Source organism: Micromonospora sp. DT228 (assembly GCF_049841595.1).
Lineage (GTDB): Bacteria > Actinomycetota > Actinomycetes > Mycobacteriales > Micromonosporaceae > Micromonospora.
Genome location: NZ_JBNCKO010000005.1, coordinates 378955 through 398164, shown reverse-complemented (window position 1 = coordinate 398164; position 19210 = coordinate 378955). Strand labels below are relative to the sequence as shown.

Here is a 19210-nt window from a genome sequence, read left to right as displayed (position 1 = left end):
CAACGCCCGATGGGTCAGGCCGGAAACACCTTTAGATCCACAGACCCCGATCTTGCACTTTCTGTCGCCGGTTTGCCGCTTTGGCACCGTTTTATGACGACAGAAAGTGCAAGATCGACGGGGTGGGGTGGGGTGGGGTGGGGTGGGGTGGGGTGGGGTGGGGTGGGGTGGGGTGGGTTAGGCGCGTTCGGTTCGGGTTGCGGGGTGGCGGTCGGGGTTGGCGGGGTGGCGGGGGGTGGGCTGGGACAGGCCGGTGCTGAAGCGTGTCGAATCCGCGGCCAGGTCCGGATGTTCCACGTCCAGTGCCAGCGCCGCAGCCTCGTCCAGCCCCAACTCGGCGCCCTCGCCGTACGCGTCGTCGAACACCGCGTCGCCCAACTGCGCGCGCAGTTCGGCCTGCTGTTCGGCCCAGTAACCCCCGTAGATGCCCGGGGTCGCGCGCATGCTCGCCCGGGTGGCCTGCGCCGCCCCGAACAGGCGAGCAGCGGTCAACCGGTCCCCGCCGATCGCGCAGCGCACCGCGACCGCGTTCAACGTGTCACACGCCCGACCGTGGTAGCCATGACCCATCCGCGAACGCAGCGCCACCAGCAGGTGCTCGTGAGCGGCGATCACATCGCCCCGGGCCAGCGCGACCATCCCGAGCAGCATGTCCACCGACCGCCGGCCCCGCTCCACCGGACGGGCCGCCTCCACCGGACGGACCGCGCCCAGCAGGTCTGCCGACTCCGCCAGGGCGCCTCGCCGCCAGAGCAGCTCGGCGAGGCTGAACACCGCCAGCAACGCCTCGCCGACCACGTCCTGCCCGTGCGCCCAGTCGATGACCTCCCGGCACACCCGCTCGGCCTCGACGAACTGCCCCATGTCGACAAGTGGTGCGGCCCGGCCGGCGAGCACCCGGGCCAGCAGCCCGGCATCACCGGCCTGGCGGGCGGCGGCCTCCGCCCGCTGGGAGTAACGCAGCTCCTCGGCGAACTCACCGTCCGCGCCGGCGTGCAGCGAATGCATGTGGTAGACCGCCGCCAGCTCCGCCTCCGGGATCCGCTCACCCGTCTCGGCGAGCCGCCCGTACAACCGAAACAGCCACAGCCGCCCCTCCCGGGCCAGGCCCCGCTCGAGCCACCACTGGTCCAGGCCGCCGGCCAGACCGAGACCGGCACGGGCGCTGCCGCCGGTGGCGCACCACCGCAACGCGGCGCGTACCTCCCCGGCCAGCGGGTCGAGGGCATACAGCGACAGCGTCACCGGACGGCCGTCCTGACCCAGGTGCGCCCGGTCCACGGCATGGGCCGACCAGGCCACATGCCGGTTCCGGGCGGCCTGCTCCTCACCCGCCTCGGCCAACCGCCGCGCCGCGTACGCCCGGATCGGGTCGAGCATCCGGTAGGTGCTGCCGGTGGCTCGCGGCTCGGCCAGCACCATCGACTTGTCCACGAGCACCGAGAGGGGATCCAGCGGGTCGTCACCCAGCAGCCACTCCACAGTCGCCAGGTCCACCGGGCCGGCGAACACCGACAGCCAGCGCAGCAGGCGGGCGGCCCGAGGCCCCAGCGTCCGGTACGACCAGGTGACCGTGGCCTGCATGGTGAGGTGCCGTTCCGTGGCCGACCGCTGCACCGCCCTGCTCGCCGGGGTGGGCGGCGACGCCCCGGAGGCCGCGGCGACCAGGTCCACGGTGTCCTGCTGGTTGCCGGACCAGCCGCGCTCCACAGGTGGCGGATCCGGGTCCTCCCGGCCGGCGTCCAACGTGCCGAGAACGTCGTCCAGGCGCTCCGCGAGCTGGCCCACCGAGAGCACCCGCAGCCGGGCGGCGGCCAACTCGATGGCGAGCGGCAACCCGTCCAGCCGCTGCACCACCCGCCGGAGGTCGGCCGACTCGGCCGGGTCCGGCCGCCGGCCGCCCCGCGCCGCCGCCGTACGGTCCAGCAGGAGCGCCACCGCGTCGCTCTCCACACCGACCGCCTGCGGGTCGACCGACAGCGGCGGGATCCGCCACACCACCTCGCCCGGCAGGCTGAACGACTCACGGCTGGTCGCCAGCACCCGCACGCCCCGACCGCCGGACAACAACCTGGCGATCACCTCCGCGCAGGCCGCCGGCTGGGTGTCACAGGTGTCCAGGACGACGAGCATGCGGCGACCGGCCGCGTACTCGACAAGGGTGTCCAGCATCGGCCGGCCCGGCTCGGGTCGCAGGCCGAGCACCGCGGCGATCGCGAACGCCACCAGCCCCGGGTCGGTCACCGCGGCGATGTCGACAAACCACACCCCGTCCGGGTACGCCTCGACGACGCCGCTTGCCAACTCCACCGCGAGCCGGGTCTTGCCGGCCCCGCCCGCGCCCAGCACCGTGATCAGGCGGTGCTGCTCCACCAGCAGGCCCAACTCGACGCGCTCGGCCTGCCGACCGACGAACGACGTCACCTGGGTCGGCAGGTTGTGCGCCACCGCGTCGGCGGTGCGCGGGCGGGGGAACTGCCGCTCCAGGCCCGGCGCGACCAGTTGGAAGAGTCGTTCCCGGTCGTCGAAGCCGCGCAGCCGGTGCAGACCGAGGTCGAGCAGTGTCGCACCCGGTGGCAGCGGCTCGGCCCGGCGGGCGGTGGACGCCGAACAGAGCACCTGCCCGCCGTGCGCCGCGGCAGCCACCCGGGCAGCCCGGTGCACCTCGGGGCTGGCGTAGTCGCCGTCGCGCGGCTCGGCGTAACCGGTGTGCAGGCCCATTCGCACCCGAGGTGCGGCCTCGGCGGTCGGCCAGTCGTGGCTGGACAGTGCCCGCTGGGCGGTCAGGCAGGCGGTCACCGCCGCCGTCGCGTCCTGGAAGGCCAGGAAGAACGAGTCGCCCTCGGTCAACAGCTCCGCGCCACCCGTGGTGGCCAGCGTCCGGCGCAACAGCCGGCGGTGCTCGGCGAGCACCGGGCGGTAGTCGGGGCCGAGCAACTGGGCCAGCCGGGTCGAGCCCTCGATATCGGTGAACACGAAGGTCACCCAACCGCTCGGGAGCTGGATCCGTGGCGACATGCGTGGAACCTCCGCCCGTGACGTCGGGTTCATGCTGCCTGAGTCCGAGCGGTAACGCATCGTAAGAACGGTCGGGCAGATGCCGCCTCAAAGTGCCACTCGGACCCGCTCACGGCAAGGAAAGCCCACCAGGTGGCGGTGAATTGGTCCGATCAGCAGCCGCAGGAGCCTCCGCAGCACCCACCACCGGAGGGTGCCGGGGCGCCACCGACAGCCCCACCCCGGCCGGTGACCGCGACCGCGGAGAGCAGCTTGACCGTGTCGGCGTGTCCCTGTGGGCAGGAGGCTGGGTCAGCGGCCGCCGCCATTGGACGGTTGACCTCGAAAGTGTCGCCGCAGGCGCGGCAGCGGAACTCGTACCGGGGCATGCACCCAGGGTACGTGGATCTGACGTCCGGCGGAGGATGGGTGATACTCGACGGGTGGTGGACGGCGAGGACGACACGCGTGTGCAACCGTTACGACCGGCCGCGCCGCTGGACGGGCCACTTGAAGGCTCGGGAGCCGCGCCCGACCCGGTCCGCGCGGTGCCCCGCCCCCGCCGGCCCTGGCTGAGCGGCCGGACCACGAGTACGCCGACCACACCCAGCTCGACCGACGCCGCCAAGTCGGGCCCGGCCGACACCACCAAGTCCGGCCCGGCCGACACCACCAAGTCCGGCCCGGCCGACACCACCAAGTCCGGCCCGGGTTCGGGCGTGGGCCTGACCGACGGCGGCACGAAGGACCCGGCCAAGCCCGATCCGGTCGCGGACGGCAGCGCCGACACGCGGGTAACGGCCCCCAAGGCCGACGAGCCGAAGGCGGCCGGCAGCGCCACTGATCCGGCCGCGCCGAAGTCCGCCACCGGGCCGAACGCCGACACGCCGGCCGACGACGCGAAGAGCGGCGCGCCCGCCGCCGACGCGAAGGCCAGCACACCGGCCGACGACGCGAAGAGCGGCGCGCCCGACGACACGAAGACCGGCGTGGTCGCCGACGACGCGAAGACCGTCATCGTGGTCACCACGGATCCGGCGAAGACAAGCGTGGACGAGTTGTCCCCCGTACCGGCGTCCGGCCCCGCCCGGCGACGGCGGGTGCCGTTCGCGCACGCGGTACGGCTGCCGCCGCGCCAGGTGGCCGCCTCGGCCGCCCGTGCGACCCGAGCCTGGGCTGGCCGACCGAGTGGTCGGCTCACCCTGCCCGGCCTCTTCCTGCTGGCGCTTGTGGCCGCGACCGCTGCGGCGGGCGCCCTGCTCGTGCCGGCCACGATCCGCGCACCCCGCCCGGTCTCGGCCGACGCCTCCGGCACGCCCACCGTGCCGCCAGGGGCGGCGTCCCGCCTGCCCACCGGTCCACTGCCCACCGGGCTGGTCCCCACCGGCCCGCTGCCCAGTGGCGGGCTACCGGGCGGCGGACTGCCCAGCGGGTTGCCCAGTGCTGGCCTGCCGAGCGGACTGCCGAGCGGCGGACTGCCCAGCGGACCCGGCATCGGGCCGGGGGGCGGCGGGCGGCCGTCGGACGCCCTGGCTGGCTGGGCTCAGCAGATCGCGGCCGAGGTGAAAATTCCGGCCGTCGCCATGCAGGCGTACGGCTACGCCGAGCTGATGCTCGCCCAGACAAACCGCAGCTGCGCGCTGAGCTGGACCACGCTGGCCGCGATCGGGCAGGTCGAATCGGGGCACGGCTCGGCCAACGGCGCGCGGTTGGGGCAGGACGGCAAGGCGCTACCGAAGATCATCGGGCTGCCGTTGGACGGCAACGGCGGCCGGATGCGGATCATCGACACCGACCGTGGGGTGCTCGACGGGGACACGACCCTCGACCGGGCTATCGGGCCGATGCAGTTCATCCCGACCACCTGGCAGGAGATCGGCGCGGACGCCGACAAGGACGGGATCAAGGACCCGCACGACCTGGACGACGCCGCCCTGGCAGCGGGGAACTACCTCTGCAAGGGCGGTCGCAACCTGAGCATCCCGGGCGACTGGTGGAACGCGATCCTGTCCTACAACGATGTACGGCGGTACGCCCAGGAGGTCTACGACACCGCCGACCGGTACGGACGGGCCAGTCGCCGGTGAAGTGATCGTCTCGATACGTTGGAGAACTGGACACTTCCCCCCGGCCTCTGTTAGCGGCAAGCTAGACGGGTGATGGTGCGCGAGTGGGACCCTAGGACCGCGTCGTCCGCCGAGATCGCGTCGCTGCTGGTCACGCTGAACGCGGTGCTGGCGGCCGATCTGCCGCAGGATCCGCCGTGGCGGGAGACCTCACTGCGCGAATACCTCGCCGAGGTGATGCCCGGCGAACGGCGGATCTCCTGGATCGCCCAGGCGGAGCCGACCGACCCCGGTGATCCGGGCGCGGTGCTCGGCCAGGTGCACGTGCTGCTCCTCGGTGACATCGGCGTGCTCGAGGTGCTGGTGCACCCGTCCGTGCGGCGCGGCGGCCTCGGTCGTGACCTGGTCCTGCGTGCGGCCCGCCGGGTCTACCAGGAGGGCTTCCGTTCGATCGGGGTCGAGGTGGTCGGCGACACGCCCGCGGTCGGCTTCTACGAGTCGCTCGGCTTCACCAAGGAATACGTGGAGACGCGCAGCGTGCTCGACCTGACCGCGGTCGACTGGGCCGAGCTGACGCAGATGGCCAACGGCATCGCGGCGGGCTACCACCTGGAGTTCTTCCCGGGCGGGCCACCGGACGACCTGATCGAGGCGTACGCGCGGGCGAAGGCCGAGGTGCGCGACGTCGACGACGGTGAGCTGCGCCCCAGCTCCTACGAGCCGGAGCGGCTGCGCGACAGCCTCGACACCCTGCACCGGCGGGGCATGAAACCGTACATCGTGCTTGCCCGGCACGAGCAGAGCGGCGAGGTGGCCGGCCTGACCGAGGTGGTGGTGCCCGCGCAGCACCCGACCCGGGCCGACCAGTACGACACGATCGTCGCGCAGGACCATCGGGGCTACGGCATCGACCGGGCGATCAAGGCCCGGATGCTGCTGGAGCTGCGCTCCGCCGAGCCGGAGCTGATCGAGGTGCAGACCTGGAACGCGCAGGCCAACGAGGCGATGTTGAAGGTCAACGCCGAGCTGGGCTACCAGCCCGACCGCGACTGGTGGGAATACAGCGTCGACGTCGCGGAGCTGGTGCACCGACTCGACCCGCCGCGCTGAGGGAATTCACGCGACTGTCCACTAGGAGATGGACGCTGGACCATCGCGCACCTTAACGTGCGTTGACTCCCATCCACCCATCGTGGAGGCCCCATGCGCCCGCGCCGCTCAATCGCCGCGCTCGCGACCGCCACCGCCGCCGTGACCATCACGGCGCTCGGCGTCGCACCCACCGCGGCCAGCGCCGCGCCCACCGATCTGTTCATCTCGGAGTACGTCGAAGGTTCGTCGAACAACAAGGCGATCGAGCTGTTCAACGGCACCGGCGCCCCGGTCGACCTCGCCGCCGACGGCTACCGGCTCCAGCTCTATTTCAACGGTTCGACAACGGGCACCACAATCGCGTTGACCGGGAGCGTGTCCGCCGGTGACGTGTTCGTGTTCGCCAGCGCCTCGGCCGGGGCCGCCATCCTCGCCCAGGCCGACCAGACCACCGGGGCCAGCCTGTTCAACGGCGACGACGCGATCGTGCTGCTCCGGGGCGCCACGGTGCTCGACTCGATCGGGCAGGTGGGCGTCGACCCGGGCACCGAGTGGGGTGCGGGCGTCACCAGCACCGCGGACGACACACTGCGCCGGCTGCCGACAGTGACCAGCGGCGACACCGACCCGACGGACGCGTTCGACCCCGCGGCCCAGTGGGCCGGTTTCCCGGTGGACACCTTCGACGGCCTCGGCACGCACACCGTGGACGGCGGCGGCCCGGTCGACGTCCCGGCCACGCTGACCTGCGGCGGCCCGTTGGTCACCAGCGCGGGCACGGCGGCGAGCCGGGAGGTCACCGCCACCGACCCCGATGACACGATCGTCGACCTGGCGGTGACCTCGGTCAGCCCGACCCCGTCCGCCGGCTCGATCACCCGTACCGCGTTCACTCCCGCGGAGGGCAGCGGCGGCACCGCCCGTGCCACGATCGGCGTGAGCGCCGACCTCGCCGCCGGGGCGTACACCGTCGCCCTGACCGCGACCGACGCGGGCGGTGGCACCGCCACCTGCGCGCTGGCCGTGCAGGTGACCCGGGAGCTGACCGTCGGCGAGGTGCAGGGCCCGACCACCGACGCCGAATCCGGTCCGACCGACCGGTCGCCGCTCGCACCGGCGAGCGGCAACGGCACCAGCAGCACGATGTACGACGTACGCGGCGTGATCACCCAGTTGACCCTGGCCCGCACGTCGGCCGGCGCGGAGCAGCACGGCTTCTTCCTGCAGAGCCGTACCGGCGACACCGACGGCGACCCGACCAGTTCCGACGGCGTCTTCGTGTTCATGGGCGCCTTCACATCGCTGATCGGCGGCTACGTGCCGACGGTCGGCGACGAGGTCGTGCTGCGGGCCCGGGTGTCGGAGTACTACACCTTCACCCAGCTCTCCGGCGCGTCGCTGGTCCGCCGGATCGCCACCGGCCTGGCCGTGGACACGACTGTCGCGGTGACCGACGCGGTGCCGCCGGTCGAGCTGACCGACGCGCTGCGCTTCTGGGAGCGGCACGAGGGCGCCCGGATGCGGGTACGCGCGGGCAGCGGCGCGGTGAGCGGACGGGACGTCTTCTCCTCCACCGCCGACGCCGAGCTGTGGGTGGTCGACCGCGACGACCCGCTGCTGGACCGCGCCGACGCGTACGCCCGGCGGGTCTTCCGGGACTCGCACCCGCTCGACAACGACCCGACCCGCCGCTTCGACGACGGCAACGGCCAGCGGACGCTGCTCGGCAGCATGGGCGTGAAGGCGACCGCCGGGGACAGCGCCGCGTTGCTCCCGCCGGCGCACACTTTCGACACGCTGCGCGCCGACGCGGTGGGCGGGGTCTACTACTCGTTCGAGAAGTACGGCGTCCAGGTCGAGCGGGCCGAGTTCGCCGCCGGGGCCGACCCGTCGAAGAACAACCCGCCGAAGCCGGCCGACCGGTCGCAGGAGGTGGCCGTCGCCACCTACAACGTGGAGAACCTGTACGACTACCGCGACGACCCGTTCGACGGCTGTGACTTCACCGGTAACGCCGGCTGCGCGGGTGTCGACCCGCCGTTCGACTACGTGCCGAGCAGCGAGGCGGACTACCGCGAGCAGTTGGCCGCGCTCGCCGACCAGATCGTCTCCGATCTGCACGCACCGGACCTGATCCTGGTGCAGGAGGCCGAGGACCAGGACATCTGCACGGTCTCCGGTGCCGCGCTGAGCTGCGGTGACACGAACAACGCGGACGGCGCTCCGGACAGCATCCAGGAGTTGGCGCTCCGGGTGGCGGCGGCCGGCGGGCCGGCGTACGCCGCTGCCTATGACCGGACCGGCGCGGACGCCCGCGGTATCACCGCGGCCTTCCTGTACCGCACGGACCGGTTGTCGTTGGCGGCCGCGACGGCAAACGACCCGCTGCTCGGCTCGGCACCGACCGTCCAGTACCGCGCCGCGGGGCTGCCGGCCAACGCCGACGTGCAGAACCCGAAGGCGCTCAACGCGGTGCTGCCCTCCGACGTGGACACCTCGACCGGTCGGGACGGTAACAACGTCTTCACCCGCGCTCCCCAGCTGGGCAAGTTCAGTGTGGCAGCCTCGCCCGGTTCGACCGAGCGGTTCACCCTGTACGCGCTCAGCAACCACTACTCCTCCGGCCCGGACAGCCGGGTCGGGCAGCGGCGGGAGCAGGCACGCTACGGCGCGGCGATCGTCACCGCGATCGAGGCGGCGGACCAGAGCGCCCGGGTGGTCTACGGCGGGGACCTGAACGTCTTCCCCCGCCCGGACGATCCGTTGCCCTTTGGGCACCAGGAACTCAGCACCACCGGCGCGCAGCCCACGCCGTCGGACCAGCTCGCGCCGCTGTACGAGGCGGGTCTGCACAACCTGTGGGACAACCTGGTCGCGGAGGTGCCGGCGTCGGCGTACTCGTACAGCTTCGAGGGGCAGGCGCAGACACTCGACCACCTGTTCGTCAACGACGCGTTCTACGGCGATCTCGTGCAGGTGCGGGCGGCGCACGTCAACGCCGACTGGCCGGCGGAGTTCACCGGCGACGGGTCACGGGGGTCCAGCGACCACGACCCGCAGGTGGCCCGGTTCCGGTCCCGTGCCTCGCTCACCGTCGCCGACGCGGCCGTGGTCGAGGGCAACCAGGGCACCCGGCAGCTCACCTTCACCGCGACCGTGTCACGGCCGTTGTCCCAGCCGGCGCTGCTCTGCGCCACCACCGTCGGCCTCAGCGCACAGTCGGGTGCGGACTTCGACACGTACGCCGGCTGCAAGGTGTTGGCCGCCGGGCAGACGTCGGTGGCGTTCCCGGTGACCGTGCGCGGCGACCGCAAGCGGGAGTCGGACGAGAAGCTGACGCTGCTGGTGGCGGGCGTACCGGGCCTGCGACTGGCCGACCCGCTGGCAGTCGGCACGATCACCAACGACGACTGATCGCGGGGTCTGGGCGATGACGGCCCGCCGCCCCGAGTGGGGTCGGCGGGCCGTCGCCGATCCACGCGTCAGCGGTATCGCCAGAGCTGTGGCGGCGGCGGATCGCCCCGGTGCTGGGCCACCCGCACCTCCCACTGACTGCGCCGACGCATCGCGTCCCGAACCTCCCGGTTGCGGTAGAACGTCTCGGGTGGGCGGGCCAGCCCGTAGATGTCCGCCCACCACTCCCCCGGCTCGGGGTCGAGGATGGTGTCCAGGTGCGACGGGTAGCGGCGCCCCGCACCGTCGCGCGTGTCTTCCCAGTCCCGCATCGGTCTGAGCACCCGGCCGAACTCGTCGACGACGGCCAGCCGACATCCGGCGACCGCGATGATCCGGCGGAGCAGATCGATGCTGGGAACAGTCTGACCGGCCTCGATGCGGCCGATTGTCGCATGGTGCACTTCCGCCCACCGGGCCAGCTCACGTTGGCTCAGGTCGGCGTGACGACGGATCGCCCGGACAATGCCGACGACCGGCCACGGCGTGTCGGAGGGCTCGCTGAGTATCACTTGCCGCCGCGCGGTGCTGGATGCTCCCGCATCCGGAGGTATCGGTGAGTCGTCCATGCCGCCACCGTCCCGGCTCGCTCCGTTTCTCGCAGCCCCGTCTGCCGAGCCTGTGGACAACGAAAGGACCTGTGGATAACGTCCTCGTCGCCAAGGAGCAGGGACGGTAGCCCAACCCTTCCCTCCTTTGCTCTGCACCCCAATATGCGCCAGTCGCGGACCGTAGCCGTCGCATCCGCGGGTGCAGAGCAAAGGTAGGCATGGAGGGTCGGGGCCAGGGGCCGGCCAGACGAAACCCGGAGCCAGCCGCCGAGGCCACATCCTGTGCACGCTCCATTAAGCGCGCCACGATCGATGCGCCTCCTCGCGGCCGGACACCGCCGGGCGAGTCGACTGGGCGACGTCAGAGGTCGCAGAGACGGCGGCCGGAGCGGATGTCGTCAAGTGCCGCGTGCAGTTCGCGGATGCGCCGCTCGGCCTCGGCGGTCAGCCGATCGTGCAGGCCCTGCCAGTCGGCCAGCTCGGGATCGGATGGCAGGACGGCGAGCAGGTCACGGATCTCGTTGACGGTCAGGCCGACGCGTTGGGCCACTCGCGCCACCCTGATCCGGCAGGCCGCGTCGGAGTCGAAGCGCCGCTGGTTGCCGCTGGTGCGGGCAGCCGCGATCAGGCCCTGCCGCTCGTAGAACCGCACGGCGGAGCCGCTGACCCCGCTCTCCCGGGCCACCTCGCCGACCGTCAACGTGCTCATCGCCACTCCCCCGCCACCATTGACTTCACCATTACTTCAAGTCCTAGCGTCCGAGGCATGACTACGCAAGAGGACACCGCTCCGCCGACCGTCGCCGTGCTCGTCGGGAGCGTCCGTCAACCTCGGGTGGGCCGCTCGATCGCCGACTGGTTCGTCGCCCACGCGGGTCGCCGAGCGGACCTCGACCTGGACCTCGTCGACCTCGCCGAGGTGCCGCTGCCCCTCGTCGACACCCCTCCCGGGGGCAACGCGGCCAGCCCGATCAGTGCCCGGTTGGCCGCCGCCGACGCGTTCGTGGTGGTGACACCCGAGTACAACCACAGCTTCCCGGCCGCCCTGAAGAACGCCATCGACTGGCACTACCAGGAGTGGGCCCGCAAACCGGTGGCCTTCGTGTCGTACGGCGCCGGATCCGGCGGGATCCGGGCGGTCGAGCAGCTCCGACTGGTCTTCGCCGAGGTGCAGGCCGCCACGACCCGCTCCGGGGTGGTGCTGCGGGCACCGTGGGAACGGCTCGACGACACGGGTCGGCTGGTCGATGACGAGCCACTGCGACAGGCCGCCGACGCCACGCTGAGCGAGCTGGCCTGGTGGGCCGAGGCGCTGCGCGTCGCCCGCCGGGCTCAGCCCTGAGCCGGCGACATGGACGCAGTCGCACGGCGCTCATCGCCGCCGCCCTGTCCTGGCTGACGGACCGGCTCGCTCCCAGCCTGGACGGCGGAGGCATAACGGCCGCCAACCGACTCGACCCGGCCAGCCGGCTCGACCTCGCGCCGGAACTGGCGCAAGCCACCCGGCTCGCGCTAGCGGTGTCGGCCGTGCTGTTGGCGCTCGCCTGGCTGACCAGCCGGCGACTCCCGGCCGCCGCGCCGGTCGCTGACGAGGCGGCCACCCCGGCGGAACCCGCGGAGTCGTTCAGTAACGCTGACGCAGCAGCCCGGCGGCCTCGACCGCCCAGTAGGTGAGGATGACCTGCGCGCCGGCCCGCTTGATCGAGGTGAGCGTCTCCAGCATGACCCGCTCCCGGTCGATCCAGCCGTTCGCGGCGGCGGCCTCGACCATCGCGTACTCGCCGGAGACCTGGTAGGCGGCGACCGGGACGTCCACCGCGGCCCGCACCGCCGACACCACGTCGAGGTACGGCAGCGCCGGCTTGACCATCACCAGGTCGGCGCCCTCGGCGACGTCCAACGCCACCTCACGCAGCGACTCGCGCAGGTTGGCCGGGTCCTGCTGGTAGGTGCGCCGATCGCCCTCCAGCGCCGACTCCACCGCCTCCCGGAACGGGCCGTAGAACGCCGAGGCGTACTTCACCGCGTACGCCAGCACGGCCACGTCCTGGTGCCCGGCGGCGTCGAGCGCCTTGCGTACCACGCCGACCTGGCCGTCCATCATCCCGGACGGCCCGACCATGCCGACCCCGGCGGCGGCCTGGGCCACCGCCATCTCGGCGTACGCGGCCAGGGTGGAGTCGTTGTCGACCTCACCGCCGGGGGTGAGCAACCCGCAATGCCCGTGCGAGGTGAACTCGTCCAGGCAGAGGTCGCTCATCACCACCGCGGCGTCGCCCACCTCGGCCACCACGTCGCGGATGGCGACGTTCAGGATGCCGTTCGGGTCGATGCCGCCGGAGCCGGTCGGGTCCCGCCGTTCCGGCACGCCGAAGAGCATGATCCCGCCGACGCCGGCCTGGACCGCCTCGGCCGCCGCCTTGCGCAGCGAGTCCCGGGAGTGCTGGAGCACCCCCGGGAGCGACCCGATGGCACGGGGCTCGGTCAGCCCCTCCTTGACGAACATCGGCACGACCAGCTCGGCCGGGTCGACCCGGGTTTCGGACACCAGCCGGCGGATCGCCGGGGTGCGGCGCAGCCGGCGGGGCCGGATCTCGGGGTACGACATGGCTGGCCCTCCTCGAACGACTACCGGAAGCGCAGGGCGGTCGGGCCCTGCACCTTCGAGCCGCGGCGCTGCTTCGCCGGCATGGCGGCCAGCTTCTCGCGCAGCTCGACGGCGTAGGCGGCGAGCGCCTCCACCAGGTCGGGCACCGAGGCGTGCGGCGGCTGCACGTCGACCCGCAGGCCGAACTCCGTCGCGGTCTCCGCCGTCTTGGGCCCGATGACGGCAACAACGGTACGCGCGTGCGGCTTCCCGGCGATACCGACCAGGTTCCGCACGGTGGAGGATGACGTGAACAGGACAGCGTCGAACCCGCCCGACTTGATCGCGTCCCGGATCTCGGCGGGCGGCGGCGCGGCCCGCACCGTCCGGTACGCGGTCACGTCGTCGACCTCCCAGCCGCGCTCGGTGAGCCCGGCGGCGAGCGTCTCGGTGGCGATGTCGGCGCGCGGCAGCAGCACCCGGCCCACCGGGTCGAGGATCTCGTCGTGCGGCGAGAACTCGGCAAGCAGACCCTCGGAGGACTGCTCCCCGGCGGGGATCAGCTCCGGCTGGATGCCGAACGCGCGCACGGCGTCCGCCGTCGCCTCACCGATGCAGGCGATCTTGACGCCGCCGAAGTGCCGAGCGTCCAGGCCGTGCTCGGCGAACTTCTCCCACACCGCGCGGACCGCGTTGACCGATGTGAAGATCACCCAGGCGTACCGGCCGTCGACCAGGCCCTTGACCGCCCGCTCCATCTGCGCCGGGGTTCGCGGCGGCTCGACCGCGATCGTCGGCACCTCGCACGGGATCGCCCCGTACGCCCGCAGCCGTGCGCTCATCGCGCCGGCCTGCTCCTTCGTCCGGGGTACGAGCACCTTCCAGCCGTACAGCGGGCGGTTTTCCCACCAGCTCAGCTTGTCGCGCTGACCCACCCCGACACCGACGGTGAGCACCACCCGGCCGGTGAAGCCGAGCGCGGCGGCCACGAAGCTGTCCACCGTCGACGTGGTCGTGTACTGGGTCTCACCGGTGCCGTCGCCGGTCACGCCGACGCCTGTGGTGCCGTCGACCCCGACGGAGAGCAGCCCGTCCCGGACGGCGGCGAGGTCGCCGGCGTCCACGGCGAGCGCGAGCGAACCCCGCCCGACGGCCGCGGCCAGCGCCTCGAAGTCCAGTGCGCTGACGTCCTCGACGTCGGCTGCGGTACGCACACCCGGCAGCGGAACACCCGCGTAGGTGGCCACACCCTCGGCCTGGCCGACACCTGGCACCACCTCGAAGTGGGCGGCGGTGCGGGCCACGGCCTGCACCTCCTTGACCACCGAGTCGTGGCCGAACGGGTCGCCGGCGACCAGGTGCACCGCGTTCAACCCGGAGCGGGCTGCGGAGATCAGCACCTTCGCCACGTCCCCCGGCGCGCCTTCGGCGGGGGTGAACTCGGCATCGTCGGAGGCCTCGGCGCGTACGACGGCGAGCAACGACTCCGGGACTCCCCGGTCGTAGATCACCTGGTCGGCGTCGACCAGGGCGTCGTGGGCCCGACGGGTCAGCAGCCCTGGGTCACCGGGGCCAGCCCCGACGAACGCGATACGGCCGACGGGCTTACGGGTGCGGGTCATTCTGTGCTCCCAAATTGCTGGGTCCCCGGGCCGGTGTGTCCTTCGTGGCCGAGGATCGAGTCGGCGCCGAGGTCGAGGAGTTCGGCGGCGAGTGCCTTACCGATCTCCGCCGCGTCGGCGGGCGTTCCGGTGCGCGACAGCCGGAGGTCACGCGTGCCGTCCGGGCTGATCACCGCCCCGCGCAGGTAGATCTCATCGCCGTCGTCGCCCTCGGCGAGTTCGGCGTAGGCGGCGACGGGTGCGGAGCACCCGGCCTCCAGGGTTGCCAGAAACGCGCGTTCCGCGGTGACCGCGGAACGCGACGGTGCGTGGTCGAGCGTCGCGAGCAGCTCGACCAGGTCGTTGTCGTCGACCCGGCACTCCACGGCCAGCGCGCCCTGGGCGGGCGCGGGCAGCATCAGCATCGGGTCCAGCGTCTCGGTGATCGCGTCGGCCCGACCGATTCGGGCCAGGCCGGCCCGGGCCAGGACGACGGCGTCGAGGTCGGCCTCGGGGCCGAGCACCCGCGCGAGGCGGGTGTCGATGTTGCCGCGGATCGGAGTGACCTCCAGTTGCAGCCCGAGCGCGTGCAACTGGGCGATCCGGCGCAGCGCGCCGGTGCCCACGGTGGCTCCGGGCGGCAGCTCGGCGAGCGTCCGGCCGCCCTGGGCGATCAGCGCGTCGCGCGGGTCCAGCCGCGCCGGCACCGCGGCGATGTGCAGCCCGGCGGCGGCAGCTGTGGGCAGATCCTTGTAGGAGTGCACCGCGAAGTCGATGGTCCCGGCGGTCAGCGCGTCGCGCAGCGCGGAGACGAACACCCCGACGCCGAGCCGATGCACCGGCGCGTTGGAACGGTCGCCAGCGGTGACCACCTCGACCAGCTCGACCGGGCGGCCGGTGGCGGCGGTCAGCGCCTCGGCGATCTGGCCGGACTGGGCCATCGCCAGGGTGCTGCCCCGGGTGCCGAGGCGCAGGGGGGCGGTCATCGCGCACCTCCGAAGGGTGGGGTGGGCTCGGCGGCGTCGGCTCCGGACACCGGGTCGATGCCGGGCAGTGCCATGCCGAGGTCGGGGGTCAGCACGTCCGGCACGGTGTCCACCGGAGAGGTCTGCGGCACCTCGAGGTCGAACAGCTCGCGCAGCAGGGCCGCGTACTGGTCGCCGCCGGGCTCCGCGGCCAACTGGCGGACCTTGACGGTGGGCTGGTGCAGCAGCCGCTGCACGACCCGGTGCACGGTGCGGGCCACCTCGGCGCGCAGGTCGTCGCCGAGGTCGGGGCGACGCTGGGCGAGCCGGCGCAGCTCGGCGGTGACCACGTCGTCGGCCCGGCCACGCAGCGCGGCCACGGTGGGTGCCACGTCGGCGCCGCGCAGCCAGGTGAGGAAGCTCTCCACCTCGCCCAGCACGATCCGTTCGACGGCGGCGGCGTCCGCGGCGGCCGGACCGTCGGCGAGCAGCGCCGCCATCCGGTCGATGTCGATCACCTCGACGCCGGGGAGCTCGGCGACACCGTCCTCCACGTCGCGCGGGACGGCCAGGTCGAGCAGGACCAGCGGGCCCCGGAGCGGGTCCCGTTCGGCAAGCGCCGCGCCGACCACCGCTCGGGTGAGGACCGGTTCGGTGGACGCGGTGGCGGCCACTACGATGTCCACTGTGGAGAGGGTGTCGGCCAGCTCGGTCATCGGAGCGGCGCTCGCCCCGTACGACTCGGCGAGCCGGACGGCCCGGTCGGCGCCCCGGTTGCTCACGGTGAGCGGGCCGGCGCCCAGCCGGGACAGCGTGGCCACCCCGAGTGAGCCCATCGCGCCGGCGCCGACCACCAGGGCCGGGTGGCCGGCGAGGTCGCCGTCGAGGTGCCCGGCGGCCAGCTCCAGCGCGGCGGTGACGACACTCTGGCCGGCGCGGTCGATGCCGGTCTCGGCGTGGGCCCGCTTGCCGACCCGCAGCGCCTGCTGCATCAGCTCGTGCAGCAGGCGGCCGGCCGAGTCGGCACCGGTGGCCCAGTGGTACGCGTCGCGCAACTGGCCGAGGATCTGCGCCTCGCCGACCACCATCGAGTCCAGACCGGTGGCGACCCGGAACACGTGGTCCACGGCGGCGGTGTCGTAGTGCACGTACAGGTGGCTGGCGAGCGCCGCCGGCGAGCTGCCGGCCTGATCGGCCAGGACGGCGCACACGTCGCCGAGCCCGCCGTGGAAACCGGACACGGCGGCGTAGACCTCCACCCGGTTGCAGGTGGAGACGATCACCGCCTCGGCCACGTAGGGCTGGGCGATCAGGCGATCAAGGGTGCGGGTGAGGTCGGCGGGAGGCACGGCCAGTTGTTCCAGCGTGGCGACCGGGGCGGTCCGGTAGGACGCGCCGACGACGAGCAGTTTCACGTGCCGATCGCCTCCTGGGTGTCGGTGGCCGCGAACCCGCCCGGCAGGGCCGTGAGAGCGGACCCGCCGGTGGCGGGCAGCGCGGTCAGCGACGCCTTGCGGTGCTCGTGGAAGGACAGAATCTGCAGCTCGATGGCGAGATCGACCTTGCGCACGTCGACCCCCTCCGGCACCGAGAGTACGCACGGCGCGAAGTTGAGGATGCTCGTCACGCCGACGGCGACGAGCTGGTCGGCGACCTGCTGGGCGGCCGCGGCCGGGGTGGCGATCACGCCGATCGCGAGCGATTCCTCCGCGGCGACCGTCGCCAGCTCGTCGACATGCCGGACTACCAGGCCGTTGATCTCTTCGCCGACCCGGGAGGGATCGGCGTCGAGCAGTGCGGCGATCCGGAAGCCCCGGCCGGCGAAGCCGTCGTAACCGGCCAGAGCGTGACCGAGATTACCCACCCCGACCAGGGCGACCGCCCGGCGGTGAGTGAGCCCGAGCACATTCTCGATCTGCTCGATCAGCAGGGTGACGTCGTAGCCGACGCCCCGGGTGCCGTACGAGCCGAGGTGGGAGAGGTCCTTGCGGAGCTTGGCGGAGTTGACGCCGGCGGCGGCAGAGAGCTCCTCGCTGGAGACCGTCTCGTGCCCGGTGTCGGCGAGGTTGTGCAGCGCGCGCAGATATTCCGGAAGCCGAGCGACGGTGGCCTCGGGCAGATCCGGGAGCGCTGGTACGGCACCGGCGCGGCCGGGCGCGCCTGGGTGACGGTGCTGACTCATGAGACTCCGTGCGGTGCGATCCTCGGCCAACTCCGCTGGTCGGCCGCTTATGGACTCCCGCTGGCGACCGAGATTGCCGGCTGTGCTAGCAGGGCGCGTCGGAGTCACAGAGTAGGCGCTTGTGAAGACGTGCACAAATCGCGATCTTGTCGCTGCGCGCCGCGACTCCACCAGCACCCCCATTCCGCAAGATCGATTTAGCGACTTTCGCCCGCGCCGCCCGGCCAATTATTGCTCAATCCCGACTTCTCTGACCAATCCCGCGCCGAGCCTCACAGTGTCGCTCCGCAGGTGGTAGGGGCAGCACTACGGGGGAGAGGCAGGGCTTCGGGATGGGGATCGGAAGCCGCAATGCCTAGCCTTTTCCCATGACCGCCGTTGCCGCCACCAGCGACCAACCCACGCTGGCACCGAGCATTCCCCGCCAACTCTTTGTCGACTCCGGCTACGTGCTACTCGGTCTACCCCTGGCGGTGGCCAGTTTCGTCGTCCTCATCGTCGGCACCGCGGTCGGCATCGGCCTGGTGGTGACGGTTATCGGTCTGCCGATCCTCAGCGGCACCCTGTACACCGCCCGAGGGCTGGCCGACATCGAACGGCTGCGGCTGCCCGCGGTGCTCCGGCAACCCCGGATCCGGCCGCACTACCGGCTGCCCGAGGCGGGCGCGAACGCCTGGCGGCGGATCTTCGTGCCGATGCGGGACGCCCAGTCCTGGCTCGACCTGGCACACGGCATCCTGCGGCTGGTCGCGGCGGCGGCCACCTTCCTGGTGACCGTGATCTGGTGGGCCGCCGCGATCGCCGGCTCGCTCTACTGGGTGTACGACTGGGCGCTGCCCCGACCGGCAGGCGAGGACCAGGACCTGGCGCAGTTGCTCGGCCTCGGCGACTCGACCACCGCCCGGATCGGTCTGAACACCGCGCTCGGGGTGTTCTTCCTGATCACCCTCCCGATCGTGGTCCGGGGCTGCGCGCTGCTGCAGGCCAGCTTCGCCAAGGCCATGCTGACCGGGGTGGCCGAGATGCGCGACCGGATCACGGTGCTGGAGGAGCAGAAACGGGCCGCCGTGTCCGCCGAGGCGTCCGCGCTGCGCCGACTGGAACGCGACATCCACGACGGCCCCCAGCAGCGCCTGGTCCGCCTGGCCATGGACCTCAGCCGGGCCCGGATGCAGCTCGCCTCCGACCCGGAGGCCGCCGGCCTGACCATCGACGAGGCCGTCACCCAGACCCGGGACACGCTGGCCGAGCTGCGGGCGCTGTCCCGGGGCATCGCCCCGCCGATCCTCGTCGACCGGGGTCTGCCCAGCGCCCTGGCCGCGATCGCCGGGCGCGGGCTGATCCCGATCGAACTCCAGGTGGACCCGCAGCTCGGCACCCCGGGCGGGCGGCTCGACCCGGCGGTGGAGAACACCGCGTACTTCGTGGTGTCCGAGGCGTTGACGAACGTCGCCAAACACGCACGGGCCACCGAGGCCGTGGTGGCCGTCGCCCGGCAGGGCGCCCACCTCCAGGTGCGGGTGGGCGACGACGGGCAGGGCGGCGCACACCTGGCCAAGGGGCACGGACTCGCCGGCATCGCCGACCGGGTCCGGGCCGCCGGCGGCGAGCTGGCGGTGATCAGCCCGGTCGGCGGCCCCACCGAGATCCGCGCCGAGCTACCGCTGTGATCAGTCCCGCGCCGCGCACACATGACCGGCCGGACGTGGTAGACAA

The 19210-nt window shown here is 72.7% G+C and carries 14 protein-coding genes; 5 read left to right on the top strand and 9 right to left on the bottom strand.

Annotation, left to right across the window (positions count from 1 at the left end; translation table 11 throughout):
* Window positions 1-177 precede the first annotated feature (177 nt).
* Both ACLQ29_RS13660 and ACLQ29_RS13655 read right to left on the bottom strand, forming a co-directional pair.
* A complete protein-coding gene (locus tag ACLQ29_RS13660; protein ID WP_425771942.1) occupies window positions 178-3018 on the bottom strand; it encodes an ATP-binding protein in 2841 nt (946 codons plus the stop codon).
* Between the two features lie 152 nt (window positions 3019-3170).
* The gene (locus ACLQ29_RS13655; protein WP_425760316.1) at window positions 3171-3386 is read right to left on the bottom strand and encodes an FmdB family zinc ribbon protein; all 216 of its coding nucleotides are present in this window, start codon (window positions 3384-3386) and stop codon (window positions 3171-3173) included.
* A 54-nt stretch (window positions 3387-3440) separates the two neighbouring features.
* Here ACLQ29_RS13655 and ACLQ29_RS13650 point away from each other — a divergent pair, with 54 nt between their 5' ends.
* The 3 genes from ACLQ29_RS13650 to ACLQ29_RS13640 all read left to right on the top strand — a co-directional run bounded on the left by ACLQ29_RS13650 (window position 3441) and on the right by ACLQ29_RS13640 (window position 9569).
* A complete protein-coding gene (locus tag ACLQ29_RS13650; RefSeq protein ID WP_425771941.1) occupies window positions 3441-5084 on the top strand; it encodes a lytic murein transglycosylase in 1644 nt (547 codons plus the stop codon).
* 72 nt (window positions 5085-5156) lie between these two features.
* Window positions 5157-6173, top strand: coding sequence for a GNAT family N-acetyltransferase (locus ACLQ29_RS13645; protein WP_393370458.1), 1017 nt, complete (start codon window positions 5157-5159; stop codon window positions 6171-6173).
* A gap of 93 nt (window positions 6174-6266) precedes the next feature.
* Window positions 6267-9569 carry a lamin tail domain-containing protein gene (locus ACLQ29_RS13640; RefSeq protein ID WP_425771940.1) on the top strand — a complete coding sequence of 1101 codons (3303 nt, stop codon included), beginning with the start codon at window positions 6267-6269 and terminating at the stop codon, window positions 9567-9569.
* Between the two features lie 68 nt (window positions 9570-9637).
* On the opposite strand, the gene ACLQ29_RS13635 is transcribed toward ACLQ29_RS13640, so the two are convergent.
* Entirely contained in the window at window positions 9638-10177 is a 540-nt protein-coding gene (locus ACLQ29_RS13635) for a helix-turn-helix transcriptional regulator (RefSeq protein WP_425771939.1), read from the bottom strand.
* 343 nt (window positions 10178-10520) lie between these two features.
* Window positions 10521-10868: a MerR family transcriptional regulator gene (locus ACLQ29_RS13630; RefSeq protein WP_425771938.1), complete on the bottom strand. Its 348-nt coding sequence runs from the start codon at window positions 10866-10868 to the stop codon at window positions 10521-10523.
* Window positions 10869-10925: 57 nt separating this feature from the next.
* On the opposite strand from ACLQ29_RS13630, the gene ACLQ29_RS13625 reads away from it, so the two are divergent.
* Window positions 10926-11501 (top strand): NADPH-dependent FMN reductase, encoded by a 576-nt coding sequence (locus ACLQ29_RS13625; RefSeq protein ID WP_425771937.1) that lies wholly within the window; start codon window positions 10926-10928, stop codon window positions 11499-11501.
* Window positions 11502-11783: 282 nt separating this feature from the next.
* Here ACLQ29_RS13625 and hemB read toward each other — a convergent pair whose 3' ends face one another.
* Genes hemB through ACLQ29_RS13600 form a run of 5 tightly spaced genes read right to left on the bottom strand, consistent with a single transcriptional unit; the run spans window position 11784 to window position 17494 of the window.
* Complete coding sequence (gene hemB / locus ACLQ29_RS13620) at window positions 11784-12767, bottom strand: porphobilinogen synthase (RefSeq protein ID WP_393369947.1); 984 nt, start codon at window positions 12765-12767, stop codon at window positions 11784-11786.
* 20 nt (window positions 12768-12787) lie between these two features.
* Window positions 12788-14368, bottom strand: a complete 1581-nt coding sequence (locus tag ACLQ29_RS13615) for a uroporphyrinogen-III synthase (RefSeq protein WP_393369944.1) — start codon at window positions 14366-14368, stop codon at window positions 12788-12790.
* A complete protein-coding gene (gene hemC, locus ACLQ29_RS13610) occupies window positions 14365-15333 on the bottom strand; it encodes a hydroxymethylbilane synthase (RefSeq protein WP_425771936.1) in 969 nt (322 codons plus the stop codon). The genes ACLQ29_RS13615 and hemC overlap by 4 nt, the downstream gene beginning before the upstream one ends.
* Window positions 15330-16727 carry a glutamyl-tRNA reductase gene (locus ACLQ29_RS13605; RefSeq protein ID WP_425771935.1) on the bottom strand — a complete coding sequence of 466 codons (1398 nt, stop codon included), beginning with the start codon at window positions 16725-16727 and terminating at the stop codon, window positions 15330-15332. Before ACLQ29_RS13605 ends, hemC begins: the two co-directional genes overlap by 4 nt.
* Window positions 16724-17494 (bottom strand): redox-sensing transcriptional repressor Rex, encoded by a 771-nt coding sequence (locus ACLQ29_RS13600; RefSeq protein ID WP_425771934.1) that lies wholly within the window; start codon window positions 17492-17494, stop codon window positions 16724-16726. The genes ACLQ29_RS13605 and ACLQ29_RS13600 overlap by 4 nt, the downstream gene beginning before the upstream one ends.
* A gap of 368 nt (window positions 17495-17862) precedes the next feature.
* Here ACLQ29_RS13600 and ACLQ29_RS13595 point away from each other — a divergent pair, with 368 nt between their 5' ends.
* Window positions 17863-19164, top strand: a complete 1302-nt coding sequence (locus tag ACLQ29_RS13595; protein WP_425771933.1) for a sensor histidine kinase — start codon at window positions 17863-17865, stop codon at window positions 19162-19164.
* Window positions 19165-19210: the final 46 nt, after the last annotated feature.

Coding starts and splice junctions, on each gene's coding strand:
- ACLQ29_RS13600 (WP_425771934.1), bottom strand. CDS start 17,494: ATGAGTCAGCACCGTCACCCAGGCGCGCCCGGCCGCGCCGGTGCCGTA.
- hemC (WP_425771936.1), bottom strand. CDS start 15,333: ATGACCGCCCCCCTGCGCCTCGGCACCCGGGGCAGCACCCTGGCGATG.
- ACLQ29_RS13655 (WP_425760316.1), bottom strand. CDS start 3,386: ATGCCCCGGTACGAGTTCCGCTGCCGCGCCTGCGGCGACACTTTCGAG.
- ACLQ29_RS13640 (WP_425771940.1), top strand. CDS start 6,267: ATGCGCCCGCGCCGCTCAATCGCCGCGCTCGCGACCGCCACCGCCGCC.
- ACLQ29_RS13635 (WP_425771939.1), bottom strand. CDS start 10,177: ATGGACGACTCACCGATACCTCCGGATGCGGGAGCATCCAGCACCGCG.
- ACLQ29_RS13645 (WP_393370458.1), top strand. CDS start 5,157: ATGGTGCGCGAGTGGGACCCTAGGACCGCGTCGTCCGCCGAGATCGCG.
- ACLQ29_RS13615 (WP_393369944.1), bottom strand. CDS start 14,368: ATGACCCGCACCCGTAAGCCCGTCGGCCGTATCGCGTTCGTCGGGGCT.
- hemB (WP_393369947.1), bottom strand. CDS start 12,767: ATGTCGTACCCCGAGATCCGGCCCCGCCGGCTGCGCCGCACCCCGGCG.
- ACLQ29_RS13630 (WP_425771938.1), bottom strand. CDS start 10,868: ATGAGCACGTTGACGGTCGGCGAGGTGGCCCGGGAGAGCGGGGTCAGC.
- ACLQ29_RS13595 (WP_425771933.1), top strand. CDS start 17,863: ATGACCGCCGTTGCCGCCACCAGCGACCAACCCACGCTGGCACCGAGC.
- ACLQ29_RS13625 (WP_425771937.1), top strand. CDS start 10,926: ATGACTACGCAAGAGGACACCGCTCCGCCGACCGTCGCCGTGCTCGTC.
- ACLQ29_RS13660 (WP_425771942.1), bottom strand. CDS start 3,018: ATGTCGCCACGGATCCAGCTCCCGAGCGGTTGGGTGACCTTCGTGTTC.